General features: G+C 72.9%; 12 protein-coding genes. 2 read left to right on the forward strand and 10 right to left on the reverse strand.

Annotation, left to right across the window (positions count from 1 at the left end):
• Window positions 1–8: 8 nt before the first annotated feature.
• The 6 genes from pstA to mshD form a co-directional block, all read right to left on the reverse strand.
• Window positions 9–1082, reverse strand: a complete 1074-nt coding sequence (gene pstA, locus ACZ3IL_RS24270; RefSeq protein WP_467393339.1) for a phosphate ABC transporter permease PstA — start codon at window positions 1080–1082, stop codon at window positions 9–11.
• On the reverse strand, window positions 1079–2053 hold the full coding sequence (gene pstC / locus ACZ3IL_RS24275) for a phosphate ABC transporter permease subunit PstC (RefSeq protein WP_467393341.1): 975 nt from the start codon (window positions 2051–2053) through the stop codon (window positions 1079–1081). Before pstC ends, pstA begins: the two co-directional genes overlap by 4 nt.
• A 108-nt stretch (window positions 2054–2161) precedes the next feature.
• Entirely contained in the window at window positions 2162–3304 is a 1143-nt protein-coding gene (pstS, locus tag ACZ3IL_RS24280; RefSeq protein WP_467393343.1) for a phosphate ABC transporter substrate-binding protein PstS, read from the reverse strand.
• Window positions 3305–3751: 447 nt separating this feature from the next.
• Window positions 3752–4741 (reverse strand): CHAD domain-containing protein, encoded by a 990-nt coding sequence (locus tag ACZ3IL_RS24285; protein ID WP_467393345.1) that lies wholly within the window; start codon window positions 4739–4741, stop codon window positions 3752–3754.
• Window positions 4728–6962, reverse strand: coding sequence for an RNA degradosome polyphosphate kinase (locus ACZ3IL_RS24290; protein ID WP_467393347.1), 2235 nt, complete (start codon window positions 6960–6962; stop codon window positions 4728–4730). The genes ACZ3IL_RS24285 and ACZ3IL_RS24290 overlap by 14 nt, the downstream gene beginning before the upstream one ends.
• A gap of 204 nt (window positions 6963–7166) precedes the next feature.
• Complete coding sequence (gene mshD, locus ACZ3IL_RS24295) at window positions 7167–8093, reverse strand: mycothiol synthase (RefSeq protein ID WP_467393349.1); 927 nt, start codon at window positions 8091–8093, stop codon at window positions 7167–7169.
• Between the two features lie 153 nt (window positions 8094–8246).
• On the opposite strand from mshD, the gene ACZ3IL_RS24300 reads away from it, so the two are divergent.
• Both ACZ3IL_RS24300 and ACZ3IL_RS24305 read left to right on the forward strand, forming a co-directional pair.
• Window positions 8247–10073, forward strand: coding sequence for a bifunctional metallophosphatase/5'-nucleotidase (locus ACZ3IL_RS24300; RefSeq protein WP_467393351.1), 1827 nt, complete (start codon window positions 8247–8249; stop codon window positions 10071–10073).
• A 107-nt stretch (window positions 10074–10180) separates the two neighbouring features.
• Window positions 10181–11035: a phosphatidylinositol-specific phospholipase C gene (locus tag ACZ3IL_RS24305; RefSeq protein WP_467393353.1), complete on the forward strand. Its 855-nt coding sequence runs from the start codon at window positions 10181–10183 to the stop codon at window positions 11033–11035.
• Here the strand turns inward: ACZ3IL_RS24305 and ACZ3IL_RS24310 are convergent.
• The 4 genes from ACZ3IL_RS24310 to ACZ3IL_RS24325 form a co-directional block, all read right to left on the reverse strand.
• Window positions 11000–12415 (reverse strand): HAMP domain-containing sensor histidine kinase, encoded by a 1416-nt coding sequence (locus ACZ3IL_RS24310; RefSeq protein ID WP_467393679.1) that lies wholly within the window; start codon window positions 12413–12415, stop codon window positions 11000–11002. The two genes, ACZ3IL_RS24305 and ACZ3IL_RS24310, sit on opposite strands and share 36 nt — an antisense overlap.
• Before the next feature lie 53 nt (window positions 12416–12468).
• Window positions 12469–13212, reverse strand: coding sequence for a response regulator transcription factor (locus tag ACZ3IL_RS24315; RefSeq protein ID WP_467393355.1), 744 nt, complete (start codon window positions 13210–13212; stop codon window positions 12469–12471).
• A gap of 20 nt (window positions 13213–13232) precedes the next feature.
• A complete protein-coding gene (locus tag ACZ3IL_RS24320; protein WP_467393357.1) occupies window positions 13233–14234 on the reverse strand; it encodes a S1C family serine protease in 1002 nt (333 codons plus the stop codon).
• 200 nt (window positions 14235–14434) lie between these two features.
• Window positions 14435–15463, reverse strand: a complete 1029-nt coding sequence (locus tag ACZ3IL_RS24325; protein WP_467393359.1) for a LacI family DNA-binding transcriptional regulator — start codon at window positions 15461–15463, stop codon at window positions 14435–14437.
• Window positions 15464–15484 lie beyond the last annotated feature (21 nt).

Raw genomic sequence — 15484 nt, forward strand, 5'->3', positions numbered from 1 at the left:
GCCGCTGGTCAGCGGGCGGTCTTCGGGGCCTTCCAGCGGGCGATGCCGCGGGCCACCAGGTTGAGGATCATGACGAAGGCGATCAGGACGAGCGCGGCGCCCCAGGCGCGGGCCACGGCGGCGTCGGTGCCGACCGAGTACTGCTCGTACACGTAGAGCGGCAGGGAGGACTGGGCGCCTTCGAAGGGGTTCGGGTTGATGAGCTTCGTGCCGAACACGAGGAGCAGGACGGGGGCCGTCTCGCCGGTGATGCGGGCGACCGCGAGCATGACGCCCGTGGTGATGCCGCCGATCGCGGTGGGCAGGACCACCTTCAGGATCGTGCGCCACTTGGGGATGCCGAGGGCGAGGGAGGCCTCGCGCAGCTCGTTCGGGACGAGCTTGAGCATCTCCTCGGTGGAGCGGACCACGACCGGCACCATCAGGATGGCGAGGGCCATCGCGCCGGCGAAGCCGGAGGGGCCGAAGCCCAGCATCAGGTTCCAGGTGGCGAGGACGAAGAGGCCGGCGACGATCGACGGGATGCCCGTCATGACGTCCACGAAGAAGGTGACGGCCTGGGCCAGCCTCCCGCCGCCGTACTCCACGAGGTAGACGGCGGTCAGCAGGCCGATCGGGGCGGCGATCAGGGTCGCGATGCCGACCTGCTCGACGGTGCCGAGCAGCGCGTGGTAGACGCCGCCGCCGGCCTCGGCGTCGAGGACGCCGTTCATCGAGTGGCTGAGGAAGTAGCCGTCGAGGACGGCGGCGCCCTTGCTGACCGTGACCCAGGCGAGGGAGAGCAGCGGGACGACGGCGAGGACGAAGCAGACCCAGACGAGGCTGGTGGCGACGCGGTCCTTGGCCTGGCGGCTGCCCTCGACCTTGCTGGTCAGGACGTAGGTGACGAGGACGAAGAGCAGGGCGGAGACCAGGCCCCACTGCACCTTGCTGTGCCAGCCGGCGGCGAGGCCGGTGCCGGTGCCCGCGACGATCGAGCCGGCGGCGACGGCCGCCGGGGTCCAGCGGGGCAGCCGTGCGTGGGAGAGGGTTCCGCGGCGCGGGACCACCGCGAGCGGTCGTTCCTGAATGGCGTGGCTCATGCCGCTGCCCCCGAGTACTCCTTGCGGCGGCCGATGATCCAGCGGGCCGCGCCGTTGACGAGCAGGGTGATGGCGAAGAGGACGAGACCGGACGCGATGAGGGCGTCCCGGCCGTACTCGTCGGCCTCGTTGAACTTGGCGGCGATGTTCTGGGCGAAGGTGCCGCCGCCCGGGTCGAGGAGGTGGCCCGAGACGAGGAAGCTGGGGGAGAGGACCACGGCGACGGCCATGGTCTCGCCGAGCGCGCGGCCGAGGCCCAGCATGGAGGCGGAGATGATGCCGGAGCGGCCGAAGGGCAGCACCGACATGCGGATGACCTCCCAGCGCGTGGCGCCGAGGGCGAGGGCGGCCTCCTCGTGCATCTTCGGGACCTGGAGGAAGACCTCGCGGGTCACGTTGGTGATGATCGGGAGGATCATGATCGCCAGGAGGATGCCCACGGTGAAGAGGTTGCGGGCGACGCCGTCCTGGGACTTGTCGAAGACGTACGTCCAGCCGAGGTACTGGTCGAGCCACTTGTTGAGGCCGTCCAGGTACGGGACGAGGAAGATCGCGCCCCAGAGGCCGTAGATGATGCTGGGCACGGCGGCGAGCAGGTCGACGACGTACGCGAGCGGCTTGGCCAGCCTGCGCGGTGCGTAGTGCGAGATGAACAGGGCGATCCCGATCGCGACCGGCACGGCGACGACCATCGCGACGACCGACGAGACGACGGTGCCGAAGGCGAGGACGGCGATGCCGAAGACCGGCGGGTTGCCGGCCGGGTTCCACTCGAAGGTGGTGAAGAAGTTCGTGCTGTCCTTCGAGATCGCGAGGACGGCGCGGTAGCTGAGGAAGACCGCGATCGCGGCCATGATGACGAGGAGGGTGATGCCGGAACCTCGGGAGAGGCCGCTGAAGACGCGGTCCCCGGGGCGGGTCGCGCCCCTGGCTTCCGGGCTCCTCTTGAGCTCTGGTGTGGTGGTGGCCATCTGCTTCTCCGGTCTGCGGGGCCGGTACGGGGTGTACGGGCTCCTGGCGGCGGTGCACCGGATGCCGGGTCCGGTCCTCCGCGGCGGGAGGACCGGACCCGGCCGGGATCAGGACAGGGTGGGGACGATCGCGCGGACCTTGGCGGCGATCTCGGCCGGCATCGGGGCGTAGTCGGCGTCGGTGAGGACCTTCTGGCCCTCCTCGCTGATCGCGTAGTTCAGGAAGGCCTTCAGGGTCGGCAGGGTCTCCGCCTTGTTGCCCTTGTCGCAGGCGATCTCGTAGGTGACGAGGACCAGCGGGTAGGCGCCCTCGGCCTTGGTCGCGTAGTCGAGGGAGAGGGCGACGTCGTTGCCGGTGCCCTTGACCTTGGCGGCGGCGATGGCCTTGGAGGCGTTCTCCGTGGTGGCGGCGACCGGGGCGGAGGCGCCGGTGGCGATGCTGACCGTGGAGATCTTGCTGGCGCTGGCGAAGGAGAGCTCGAAGTAGCCGATGGAGCCCTCGGCGTCCTTGACGGCGGCGGCGAGGCCGGAGGAGCCGTTGGCGGCCTGGCCGCCCTGGGCCGGCCACGACTTCGACTTCGGGTCGTGCTTCCAGTCGGCCGGGGCGGCCGTCGAGAGGTACTTGCCGAGGTTCTGGGTGGTGCCCGACTCGTCCGAGCGGTGGAAGGCCTGGATGGTGGAGTCGGGGAGCTTGGCGCCCGGGTTCAGCCTGGCGATCGCCGGGTCGTTCCACTTGGTGATCTTGTTGTCGAAGATCTTGGCGATGGTGGAGGCGTCCAGGACGAGGTTGTCCACGCCCTCCAGCTTGTAGCCGATGGCGATGGGGCCGCCGACCATGGGCAGGTTGACGCCCTTGCCGCCCTTGCAGATCTTCTGGGACTCGGCGACCTCTTCGTCCTTCAGGGCGGAGTCGGAGCCCGCGAGGGCGACCTGGCCCTGGTTGAACTTGGTGATGCCGCCGCCGGAGCCGATGCCCTGGTAGTTGATCTCGACGCCGGAGCAGGCGGCCTGGAAGTTCTTGACCCACAGGTCCATCGCGCCCTTCTGGGCGGAGGAGCCGGCGGCGAGGAGCTGGCCCTTGGCGCCTTCGCAGGCGATGTTGGAGGCGGCGGCGGAGGCCTTGGTGCCGCCTCCCTTGGCCGGGGTCTCCGTGTTGTTGTCCGAGCCACACGCCGAGAGGACCAGGGCGCCGGAGACGACGAGGGCACCGATCGCGGAGGCGCGAAGCCCGTTCTTGCGCGAAAGCTTCACTTTCGGGTGTTCCTTCCAGAAGCCGCCCTGTCGCGGACCGTGTGTCCCGAACGTTCTGCGGCGGCGTGTGTCGGTTGGGCGGGTGCTTCACTCTGCGCCGAGCACCTCGTAAGGCCGAAATTAGGCAGAACAGGTGAAGTGGTCTGCGGGGAAGGGTGAACGGGAAGTGAACCGTGCCGTAAGCCCGGGTGCGGGGCTCCGGGGCGGGCGGCGGCGGGGGCCCGGGGCACGCCGGTGCGGCCTCGGGGCGGTGCCGCTTCGGGACCGCCCCGCTTCGGGACCGCCACCGCCCCCGTACCGCTCATGCCCCGGGCGTAGGACCGGCACCGCACCGGCCCCAGGACCGCTACCGCCCCGGCGCCGGGCCGTCGTCGTGTCCGGAAACCGCCGTGGGGCGGAGGGCGCGGCCCGCCACCGGGGCCGGGCCCGCCGCCGGGGCCCGGACGGTCACGGGACCGCGGCCGCCGTTCTGCGCCAGGCGCGCTGGAAGGCGAAGCGGGAGGCCTCCACCTCGTGGCGCTGGTCGGCGTGGAGGACGCCGAGGGCGTAGGCCGTCGCCGGGGCGATGCGGGGGGTGCGGGCGGCGGTGGCGGCGGCCGCCGCGGCCTCGGCGGCGTCCCGGTGCCGGTCCAGGGCGCGGGCCGCCTCGTACAGGACGGGGTCCGGTTCGCCGCCGGTGCGCAGGGCCTCGGCGGCGTACCGGTGGAGGCGGAGCAGGAGCCGGGTGTGGTGCCAGGGCGCGTCCTGGGACTCGCCGGCGGCGAGCGCGAGGGCCTCGGCGTTGTACGGGTGGGCCGCCCGGTTCAGGGGGAGGGCGGCGACCGCGTCCAGGAGGCGCCGTTCGGCGACCCCGGCGGAGGCGTCGAGGACCTCGGCGGCGGGCGCGGAGGCGGCGGGCCCGAGCGGCACCTCGGAGGCGAGGAGGGCGACGGCGTCCGCGACCGCGTGGAAGCGGGAGGAGCCGAGTGCCTGGAGGACCGCCGAGTGGGCGCGCGTACGGGCCAGGGTGAGCTGGCGTTCGAGCAGGGCCCCGGCGCGGGCCGCGCCCACCGAGAGCCCGGCCGGTTCGCCGCCCCGGGCGGCGGGGACGGGCCCGCCGCCCGGGGCGCTCGACAGGCGGGACAGCGCGTCCACCAGCCGGACCAGCCGGGAGGTGTACGCCTGTTCCACGGCCAGGGTCCCGGACAGCCAGGCCAGCTCGGAGCGGAGCTGGTCGGCCCAGGCGCCGTCGAGCAGCGGCCGGAAGGTGTGGAGGGTGCCGCCGATCCGGCGGGCGGCGGCCCGCAGCGTCCGGGCCGCCTCCTCCGCCCCGGCCGTGTCGGAACCGCTCTCGCCGTGCAGGCGCAGGCCGCGGAGGAAGTCCGCGGCCCGGGCGTGGAGGTACGGGGCCAGGACCTCGCCCGCCGTGACGTCCTGCGTGTGGTCAGGGTTGTGCACGCCTGCGCCTCCGCGCGTCGATGAGCATCTCCTGGACGTGCCGCAGGGGCCGTCCCTCGGGGTCGGTCGCGTGCCGCGTCCAGTTGCCGTCCGGGCCGAGGTGCCAGGAGGAGGTGGTGTCGGACATCCCGGTCTCCAGGAGCCGGGTGAGGGCCGCCCGGTGCGCCGGGTCGGAGACCCGGACCAGGGCCTCGATCCGGCGGTCCAGGTTGCGGTGCATCATGTCGGCGCTGCCGAACCAGACTTCGGGTTCGCCGCCGTTGCAGAAGGCGAAGATCCGGGAGTGCTCCAGGAAGCGGCCGAGGACCGAGCGGACCCGGATGTTCTCGGAGAGGCCGGCGACCCCGGGGCGCACGGCGCAGATGCCGCGGACCCAGATGTCGACGGGGACGCCGGCCCGCGAGGCCCGGTAGCAGGCGTCGATGACCGCCTCGTCCACCAGCGAGTTCACCTTGATCCGCACGTACGCGGGCCGTCCGGAGCGGTGGTGGGCGATCTCCTTGTTGATCCGGGAGACCAGCCCGTCCCGCAGCGACTTCGGGGCGGTCAGGAGCCGCCGGTAGGTCTCGCGGCGGGAGTAGCCGGAGAGCCGGTTGAACAGGTCGGAGAGGTCCGCGCCGACCTGCGGGTCGGCGGTGAGCAGGCCGAGGTCCTCGTAGAGCCGGGCCGTCTTGGGGTGGTAGTTGCCGGTGCCGACGTGCGAGTACCGGCGCAGGAGTTCGCCCTCCTGACGGACCACCAGGGAGAGCTTGCAGTGGGTCTTGAGGCCGACGAGGCCGTAGACGACGTGGCAGCCGGCCTCCTCCAGCTTGCGCGCCCACTTGATGTTGGCCTGCTCGTCGAAGCGGGCCTTGATCTCGACGAGGACGAGGACCTGCTTGCCGGACTCGGCGGCGTCGATGAGGGCGTCCACTATCGGGGAGTCGCCGGAGGTCCGGTACAGCGTCTGCTTGATCGCCAGGACGTCCGGGTCGGCCGCCGCCTGCTCCAGGAACGCCTGGACGGAGGTGGAGAACGAGTCGTACGGGTGGTGCAGGAGCACGTCCCGCTCGCGCAGCGCGGCGAAGACGTCGGGCGCGGACGCGGATTCGACCTCGGCGAGGTCGCGGTGGGTGCCGGCGACGAACGTCGGGTACTTCAGCTCGGGCCGGTCCTGTCCGGCGATCCTGAAGAGGCCGGTCAGGTCGAGCAGGCCGGGCAGCGGGTAGACCTCGGCGTCGGAGACCTTCAGCTCGCGGACGAGCAGGTCGAGGACGTACGGGTCGATGGACTCCTCGACCTCCAGGCGGACGGGGGGCCCGAAGCGGCGCCGCATCAGCTCCTTCTCCAGGGCCTGGAGGAGGTTCTCGGCGTCGTCCTCCTCGACCTCCAGGTCCTCGTTCCTGGTCACCCGGAACATGTGGTGCGCCAGCACCTCCATGCCGGGGAACAGCTCCTCCAGGTGCGCGGCTATGACGTCCTCCAGGGGGACGTACCGCTGGGGGGAGGCCTCCAGGAAGCGGGAGAGCAGCGGGGGGACCTTCACGCGCGCGAAGTGGCGGTGGCCGCTGACCGGGTTGCGCACGACGACGGCGAGGTTGAGCGAGAGTCCCGAGATGTACGGGAAGGGGTGCGCGGGGTCCACGGCCAGCGGGGTGAGGACGGGGAAGATCTGCTGGCGGAACAGGGTGAAGAGACGGGCCTGTTCCTTCTCCGTGAGTTCGGGCCAGCGGATCAGGTGGATGCCCTCGTCGGCCAGGGCCGGGGCCACGTCCTGCTGGTAGCAGGCGGCGTGCCGGGCCATGAGTTCGCGCGAGCGGGTCCAGATCAGGTCGAGCACCTCGCGGGGCTGGAGGCCGGAGGCGGAGCGGGTGGCGACGCCGGTGGCGATGCGGCGCTTGAGTCCGGCGACCCGGACCATGAAGAACTCGTCCAGGTTCGAGGCGAAGATCGCGAGGAAGTTCGCCCGTTCGAGGAGGGGGGTCGTGGGGTCCTCGGCGAGTTCGAGGACGCGCTCGTTGAACGCGAGCCAGCTGCGCTCCCGGTCGAGGAACCGGCCCTGTGGCAGTTCGTCGCCGAGGACCGTGCCGTCCTCGTGGGCGTCCGGGGCGGTGTCGGGAGCGGTCACGACGGCGCCGTCGACCACCCGGGGGCGGTGCGCGGCCGGGGAACCGGAGGCGGAGGGCGTGGACGACGGCGTGGCGGAGTGCTGGACCGGGACCTCTGCGGGCTGCTGGCTCATGACCCCATTCTTCCGCGCGGGAGGCCGCTCGGGCGCGTCGGAGCGGGCCGCGGGGGAGGGGAGCCTCCCTTTGGGAAGGCCGGACACGGAGCGCTTCATTGCGTGAGGGTCGCAAGCGTGTCTGAATGGCCGGTAACGGCGACATGACGTACGGGAATCGGGGGCGGGGCCGTGCGCGGGCCCCGCGCCCCCTCCCGGCAGGGCTTACGACTCCGTGCGGTACATCAGGTCCACCTCGTGCGTGGTGAAGCCGAGCCGTTCGTAGACCGTCACCGCCGCCGTGTTGTCCGCGTCCACGTACAGCATCGCCGTCGGCAGCCCCTGGGCCGCCAGGTGCCGCAGGCCGATCGTGGTGAGCGCCTTGCCGAGGCCGCCGCCCTGGGCCTCGGGCAGGACGCCGACCACGTACACCTCGCCGAGCCGTTCCCCGGCGTGCGTCTTCGTCCAGTGGAAGCCGACCGGCCGGCCGTCCTTCTCCGCGAGGAAGAAGCCCTCCGGGTCGAACCACGGTTCGGCGGTGCGGTCGTCCAGGTCCCGCCGGGTGAGCGAGCCCTGCTCGGGGTGGTGGGCGAAGGCGGTGGCGTTGACGGCGAGCCAGGCCTCCTCGTCCTGCCCGGGGACGAAGGTGCGGACGGTCACGCCCTCGGGCAGCACGGGCTCCGGCAGGTCGAGCGGGGCCAGGGGGCGCCGGAGCTGGCGCAGTTCGCGGAAGAGGGTCAGGCCGAGGACCTGGGCGAGGTGGCGGGCGGCGGGCTTGCCGCCGTGGGCCCAGACGCGCAGCCGCTTGCCGGAGGCGTCGAGCAGGGCGGTGCCGAGCGCCCGGCCGTGTCCGCGCCCGCGCCGGTCGGGGTGGACGACCAGCTCGGCGGCCGGGGCCTCGATCGGGTCGGTCTCCTCCAGCTGGGCGTAGCCGTACAGCCGGGGGCCGGCGGTCAGCAGGAAGTGCCGCACCCCCTCGCGTCCGCCGTTGCGCAGGTAGAGCCGTCCCTGCTCGGACACGGCGTGCAGACCGTCGGCGCGGTCCGCGGCCGCCAGGAGTTCCAGTACGTCCTGGACCTGTCCGGGCGTGAGCTCGTCGTACGTGTGGATCTGCCGTCCGGGTTCGAGGGCCGGTGCCGCGTCGGAAGTCATGGGAACGAGCCTACGGCGACGCTTCGTCAGCCGACGGCAACTGTCTTGTAACCGGCCACCCCCTGTTGCGCTACGCGCGTTGACTCTAGGCTGCACGCGCAACGGGGAAGCAGATCGACGCCGCGTAGTGGGGCAAGGGGACGAGTGGGAGAGATGGCAGCGACACCGAGGAAGAACAAGACGGCACGGCGCTTTCTGGCCGCCGGGGCGGGGCTCGCGACGGTCGGGGCGCTCGTCGCCGCGATGCCGTCGTCGGCCGGTGCCGCCGGGGGAGAGGCCGCCGCCGGGTACGGGAACGGCAAGGGCTGGGGCCGGATGGTCGACGTCCAGCTGCTCTCCTTCAACGACCTCCACGGCAACCTGGAGCCGCCGGCCGGGTCGTCCGGCCAGGTCGTCCGGACCAAGGAGGACGGCACCACCGAGAAGATCGACGCGGGCGGCGTCGAGTACCTGGCCACGCACCTGCGCCAGGCGCGCCAGGGGAACCGCTACTCCGTCACGGCGGCGGCCGGCGACCTCGTCGGCGGCTCCCCGCTGCTGTCCGGGCTCTTCCACGACGAGCCGACCATCGCGGCCCTGAACGAGCTGGACCTGGACGTCACCTCGGTCGGCAACCACGAGTTCGACGAGGGCGCCGCCGAGCTGGCCCGCATGCAGAACGGCGGCTGCCACCCGACCGCCGGCTGCTTCGTCGAGGGCAAGGAGTTCAAGGGCGCCGACTTCCCGTACCTCGCCGCGAACGTGACGCGGGAGAAGACGGGCAAGCCGCTGCTCGACCCGTACTTCGTCTGGGAGAAGGACGGCGTCCGGATCGGCTTCATCGGCGTGACCCTGGAGGGCACCCCGAACATCGTCACCGCCGAGGGCGTCAAGGGCCTGAAGTTCGGCGACGAGGTCGAGACGATCAACAAGTACGCGAAGATCCTGGAGCGCAAGGGCGTCAAGTCCATCGTCGCCCTGGTCCACGAGGGCGGCGCGCCGGCCTCGTCCTCGTACGACTACGACTGCGACAGCCCCGGTCCGGGCGACGGCATCTCCGGCCCGATCACCGAGATCGCCAAGAACGTCTCGCCGCAGGTCGACGCGCTGGTCACCGGCCACACGCACCAGGCGTACGTGTGCACGATCCCGGACCCGGCGGGCAAGCCGCGCCTGGTCACCTCGGCGTCCTCGTTCGGCAAGGTGTACACGGACACGACGCTGACGTACGACCGCGCCACCAAGGACATCGTGCGCACGGCCGTGGACTCCGCCAACCACGTCGTCTCCCGCGACGTGCCGAAGGCCGCGGACATGACGAAGCTGATCCAGGACTGGACGGCGCTCGCGGCCCCGGTCTCCAACCGGCCGCAGGGCTTCATCGCCGCCGACATCAACGGCCGCGGTTCCACGGCGTACGAGAAGCCGCTCGGCGACGTGATCGCCGACGCGCAGCTGGAGGGCCTGGCCCCGGCGGACAAGGGCGGCGCGCAGCTGGCCCTGATGAACCCGGGCGGCATCCGGTCCGACCTGGTGTACAAGGCGTCCGGCGCCGAGGGCGACGGTGTGGTGACGTACGGCGAGTCCTTCACCGTGCAGCCCTTCACCAACATGATGAACGTGGTCGACCTGACCGGCGCGAACCTGATCGCGGCCCTGAAGCAGCAGGTCAGCGGCGCGAACCTGAACTCGATCAAGATCCTTCAGGTGTCGAGGGGCTTCACCTACACGCTCGACCTGACCAAGACGGGCGCGGACCGCGTCGTCGACGGCTCGGTCCGGCTGAACGGTGAGGCGATCGACCCGGCGAAGACCTACCGCGTCGCGATGAACGAGTTCCTCGCGGGCGGCGGCGACGGCTTCCCGGCGCTCGCCACCGGTACGAACAAGCTGGTCGGCGCCTCGGACCTGGACGTCTTCAACGCCTACCTGGCGGCCCGTTCCTCGGCGGCGTCCCCGCTGCCGGTGCCGGCCGCGGACCGCATCACGGTCGTCAAGTAGGCCGTGGGGGAGGGGCGGCGGACCGTTTCGGCGGGCCGCCGCCCCTTCTCGTTCCCCCGTGCCGCACCCTGGCGGTTCTTGAAGTGGACCTGTCATAGTGCGGTGCCATGGACCGACGACGATTCCTCGTGGGAACCGCGGCCGCCGGCGCCGCCCTGCTCGTCGGGGCGCCCGCCGCCTCGGCCGTGGACGTACGGGCGTGGATGGCCGCGCACGGGGACGGGACCGAGCTGAGCCGGCTCACCATCCCCGGCACGCACGACTCCGGCGCCCGGTTCGGCGGCCCCTGGAGCGAGTGCCAGAACACCACGATCGCCCAGCAGCTGGACAGCGGCATCCGGTTCCTGGACGTGCGCTGCCGGGTGACCGGCGGATCGTTCGCCATCCACCACGGGGCCTCGTACCAGAACGCGATGTTCGGGGACGTGCTCCTCGCCTGCCGGGACTTCCTCGCCGCCCACCCCTCCGAGACCGTCCTCATGCGGGTCAGGCAGGAGTACTCCGAGGAGTCCGACGCCGCCTTCCGGGCCGTCTTCGACGACTACCTCGACAACCGAGGCTGGCGCCCCCTCTTCCGCATCGGGGACCGGCTGCCGCTCCTGGGCGAGGCCCGCGGGAAGGTCGTCCTCGTCGCCGACAACGGCGGCCTCCCCGGCCTCAAGTGGTGGGACGGCTCGCAGATCGCCCTCCAGGACGACTGGAACGCCCTGCCCGACGCCAAGTACCCCAAGATCCAGGACCACTTCCGCGCCGCCGTCGCCCGGCCCGGAAAGCTCTACGTCAACTTCGTCAGCACCTCCGCGTACCTCCCGCCCCGCTGGAACTCCGACCGGCTCAACCCCCTCGTCCACGGCTTCCTCGACGGTGTCGAGCTGGCCGGCCGGACCGGGCTCGGAATCGTCCCCCTGGACTTCCCGAACACCCGGTCAGGACTGGTCGAGGCCCTCCTGCGGCACAACTGAGCCCCCGCCCGGCGGAGGCGCCGGCGCCCCCGGCAGCCGGACCGTCGCCACCGTGCCGCCGCCCTCCGCCGGGGCCAGCGCGACCGTGCCGCCCGCCTGCCGGACCGTGCGCGCCACGATCGACAGGCCCAGGCCGGAACCGGGCAGGCTGCGGGCCGACGGCGAGCGCCAGAAGCGCTCGAAGACGTGCGGCAGTTCGTCGGGCGGGATGCCGGGGCCGTGGTCGCGGACCGTCAGCTCGCCCCGCGTCAGGGTCACCTCGACCGTGCCCCGGGGCGGCGAGAACTTCACCGCGTTGTCCAGGACGTTCACCAGGGCCCGTTCGAGCGACGCCCCCTCCGCCCGTACGTACCAGGGCGCCAGGTCCGTGACGAAGACCAGCTCCGGGCCGCGCAGCCGCACCCGGTCCAGGGCCGCGCGCAGGATCGTGTGCAGCGGGACCACCTCCAGCGGCCCCGGCCGCACCGCGTCCGGCCGGGCCAGCTCCTGGAGGTCGCCGATCAGCGACGCCAGCTCCGTCATCTGCGCCTTCACCGACGCCATCAGGGCCCGCCGGTCCTCCGGCGGGATCGCCCGGCCCGTCTCCTCGCTGCGCGCGAGGAGCTCGACGTTGGTGCGGAGCGAGGTCAGCGGCGTCCGCAGCTCGTGCCCCGCGTCCGCGATCAGCCGCGCCTGCCGGTCCCGGGAGGTCGCCAGCGCCGCCGTCATCGCGTTGAACGAGCGCGACAGACGGGCGATCTCGTCCTCGCCCTCCACCGGGATGCGGACGGTCAGGTCCTCGGTCGCCGCCACGTGCTCGACCGCCCCGGTCAGCCGGTCCACCGGCGCCAGCCCCGTCCGCGCCACCCACAGGCCGGCCGCCCCCGCGCCGACGACCCCGATCCCGGAGACCAGGAGCAGCACCCAGCGCAGCGTGGACATCGAGTTGTCGATCTCGGAGAGCGGCCGGGCGAGGGAGACCGCCAGACCGGGCGGGCCGTCCTGCGCGTAGGTGTAGACGCGCATCTCGCGCCCGGAGGTGTCCCCGAGAGTGTGCAGGACGGAGTCCAGCCGGCCCCGCGCCACCGCGAGGTCGTCGGCCCCGGCGGGGATCGGGGCCTTCCCCGAGGAGCACACGCTTCCGTCGGCGAGGAGCACCTGCACCGTGTACGGGCCCGGCACCAGCGGTGGCGCGGTCCCCCGGCGGCAGTACGAGAGGAGGCTCTGCACCCCGGCCGCGTCGACCCGGGCGGTGCGCAGCGAGGAGTCCTGCTCGGCCTCCAGCTGCTCCCGCGTCACGAACCAGCACGCCAGCGACACCGCCGCCACCGCGACCGCCACCGCGACGGCGGTCAGCAGGGCGAGCCGGGAGCGCAGCGGCCGGGAGCGGAACCAGGCCAGGGGGGCGAAGCGGGCGCCGGGCTTCGGGTGCGGGGGCCGCGCCGGAGGGACCGTCACTCCCCGCCCCCTCCGCGCAGCACGTACCCCACGCCCCGCACCGTGTGGACCAGGCGCGGCTCGCCGCCCGCCTCCGTCTTGCGCCGCAGGTACATCACGTACACGTCCAGCGAGTTCGAGCTGGGTTCGAAGTCGAAGCCCCACACCGCCTTGAGGATCTGTTCCCGGGTCAGCACCTGGCGCGGGTGCGCCAGGAACATCTCCAGGAGCGCGAACTCGGTCCGCGTCAGCTCCACGGGCCGGCCGCCCCGGGTCACCTCGCGGGTGGCCGGGTCCATCCGCAGGTCCTCGAAGGCGAGGACGTCACCGGCCGGGGCGGTCGCCGACGCGTACGAGCTGCGGCGCAGCAGCGCCCGGACGCGGGCGAACAGCTCGTCCAGCTCGAAGGGCTTCACGAGGTAGTCGTCCGCGCCCGCGTCGAGGCCGGTGACCCGGTCGCCCACGGTGTCGCGGGCGGTGAGCATCAGGATCGGCACGGTCGAGCCGGACGCCCTGATCCGGCGGGCGGCCGTGAGCCCGTCCATGCGGGGCATCTGGACGTCGAGGACGACGAGGTCGGGGGCGTACGACTCCACGGCGCCGAGCGCGTCCAGGCCGTCCACGGCCTCCCGCGTCCCGTACCCCTCGAAGGCGAGGCTGCGCCGCAGGGCCTCCCGCACGGCGGGTTCGTCGTCCACGACGAGGATGCGCTCGGCCCCGTCCCGCTGTCCCGTCACGTGTCCGGTCGTGTGTCCCGTCATGGGGGCAGCGTCCCACGCGGTCAGCCGGCACCGCCCGCGCGCAGGGCCTTCAGGTCGGCCTTCACCGTGTCGACCGGGATCGCGAACCCCAGGCCGACGCTCCCGGCCGTGGAACCGCTCGCGGAAGCGGGCGCGTACATGGCCGAGTTGATCCCGACGATCTGCCCGCTCATGTTGATCAGCGCGCCGCCGGAGTTCCCCGGGTTGAGCGAGGCGTCGGTCTGGAGCGCCTTGTACGTCGTCTTCGACGCACCGGTGTCGCCGTTGAACCGCTGTCCGCCGAACTCGAACGGCCAGCCCTGCCGGGAGTCGTAGGACCGGTCCCCGCCCTCGTCCCTGGCCACGGTCACGTCCCGGTCCAGGGCGGAGACGATGCCGCTGGTGACGGTCCCGGTCAGGCCCTCGGGGGAGCCGATGGCCACCACCTGGTCGCCGACGCGCACGTCCTTCGAGTTCCCGAGCGCGGCGGCCCTCAGGCCGGAGGCGCCCTTCACCCTGATCAGCGCCAGGTCCTTGCCGGGGTCGGTGCCGACGACCCCGGCCGGGTGGGTGCTGCCGTCGCCGAGCCGCACGGTGACCGACGAGGCGCCCGCGATCACGTGGTTGTTGGTGATGATCTCGCCGCCGGCGGTGATGATCACGCCCGAGCCGGTGGACCCGCCGGAGTCCGAGCGGGCGGAGATCTCCACGATGGACGGGGAGACGGCGGCGGCGACCCCGGCGACCGTGCCCGTGCCGCGCGCCGCCACGTTCGTGCCGGTCACGGGGGCGGAGGCCGCGACGGGCGTCCCGTCGGGGACGAGCCGCCCGACCAGCGTCGCCGTGCCGCCGCCGACCGCCGCGGCGGCGATGGCCACGGCCGCGAGGAGCCCCGTCCCGCGCCGCGCCCGGCGGGGGCCCGGGGCGGGGGAGGCGGTGGTGACGGGGGCCGGGCCGTACGGCGCCGGCCCGTACGGGGGCGCCGGGTCGTACGGCGGCCTCGGGGGGTGGAAGGGCTGCGGCTGCTGGTGGTGGTCCGTCATGGGAACGACTCTCGGAGCCGTACATGAGAGCCGTCTGAGGACCGGCTGAGAAGTCCGGCAGAAGGCCGTATGCCCGATATAAAGAAGGGGTGGAGGGGAGCGCCGGACGGGTGTCGCCCTCGTGTGCGGGGGACGGCCGGGGAAGCGCCCGCTCCGCCGGTGCCGCCGCGCTCCGCCGGGAGGCGGCCGGTGCGGAGGCGTCAGCCCCCGTCGCACCCGCAGGAGCGCCGTACGATCAGGGCCGACGGGAAGAGCCTCACCCGTTCGCGGCGCGAGCCCGTCACCCGCAGCGAGTCGTCCAGGACCAGGTCCACCGCCGCCCGGGCCATCGCCGGACGGTCCGAGAAGACGGTGGTCAGCGGCGGATCGGTGAGCGCCGCCTCCTTCACGTCGTCGAAGCCCGCCACCGCGAGTTCCGTGGGCACCTCGATCCGCAGCTCGCGCGCCGCCCGGAGCACGCCGAAGGCCTGGTCGTCGGTGGAGCAGAAGATGGCCGGGGGCCGGTCGGGGCCGGCGAGCAGGCCGAGGGCGATCCGGTAGGCGTCGTAGCGGTTGTACGGGGCTTCGAAGAGGCGGCCCTCGACGGAGCGGCCCGCCTCCAGCATGGCGCGCCGCCAGCCCTCGACGTGGTCCGCGACCGGGTCGCCGACCGCCGGGGTGTTCGGGACGCCGCCGAGGCACGCCACGTACGGGTGGCCGTGCTCCAGGAGGTGCCGGGTGGCGAGCTGGGCGCCGCCGATGTCGTCGGTGACCACGGCCACGTCGTCGATCGCCTCGGGCCGCTCGTGCAGCAGCACCACGCGCGCGTCCCAGGCCTCGATCTCGCTCGCGGCCTGTTCGCTCATGCCCTGGCTGACCAGGATCAGTCCGGAGACCCGCATGCCGAGGAAGGCGCGCAGGTAGTGGATCTCCCGCTCGGTCCGGTAGTCGGAGTTGCCGACCAGGACCATCTTGCCGCGCTCGGCCGCGGCCTGTTCGACCGCGTGCGCCATCTCCGCGAAGAAGGGCTGGCGGGCGTCCGGGACGATCATGCCTATGAGGTCGGTGCGCCGGGAGGCCATCGCCTGGGCCACCCGGTCGGGGCGGTAGCCCAGCTCCTTGATGGCGGCGAGGACACGCTCGCGCGTGGCCGGGGCGACCGGCCGGGGTCCGTTGTTGATGACGTAGCTCACGACCGCGGTCGAAGTACCCGCCAGTCGAGCTACGTCATCCCGCGTCACCTTGGCCACGCGCGGAAGTCTACGCGGGGG

The sequence above is a fragment of the Streptomyces sp. NPDC014907 genome (assembly GCF_055562975.1).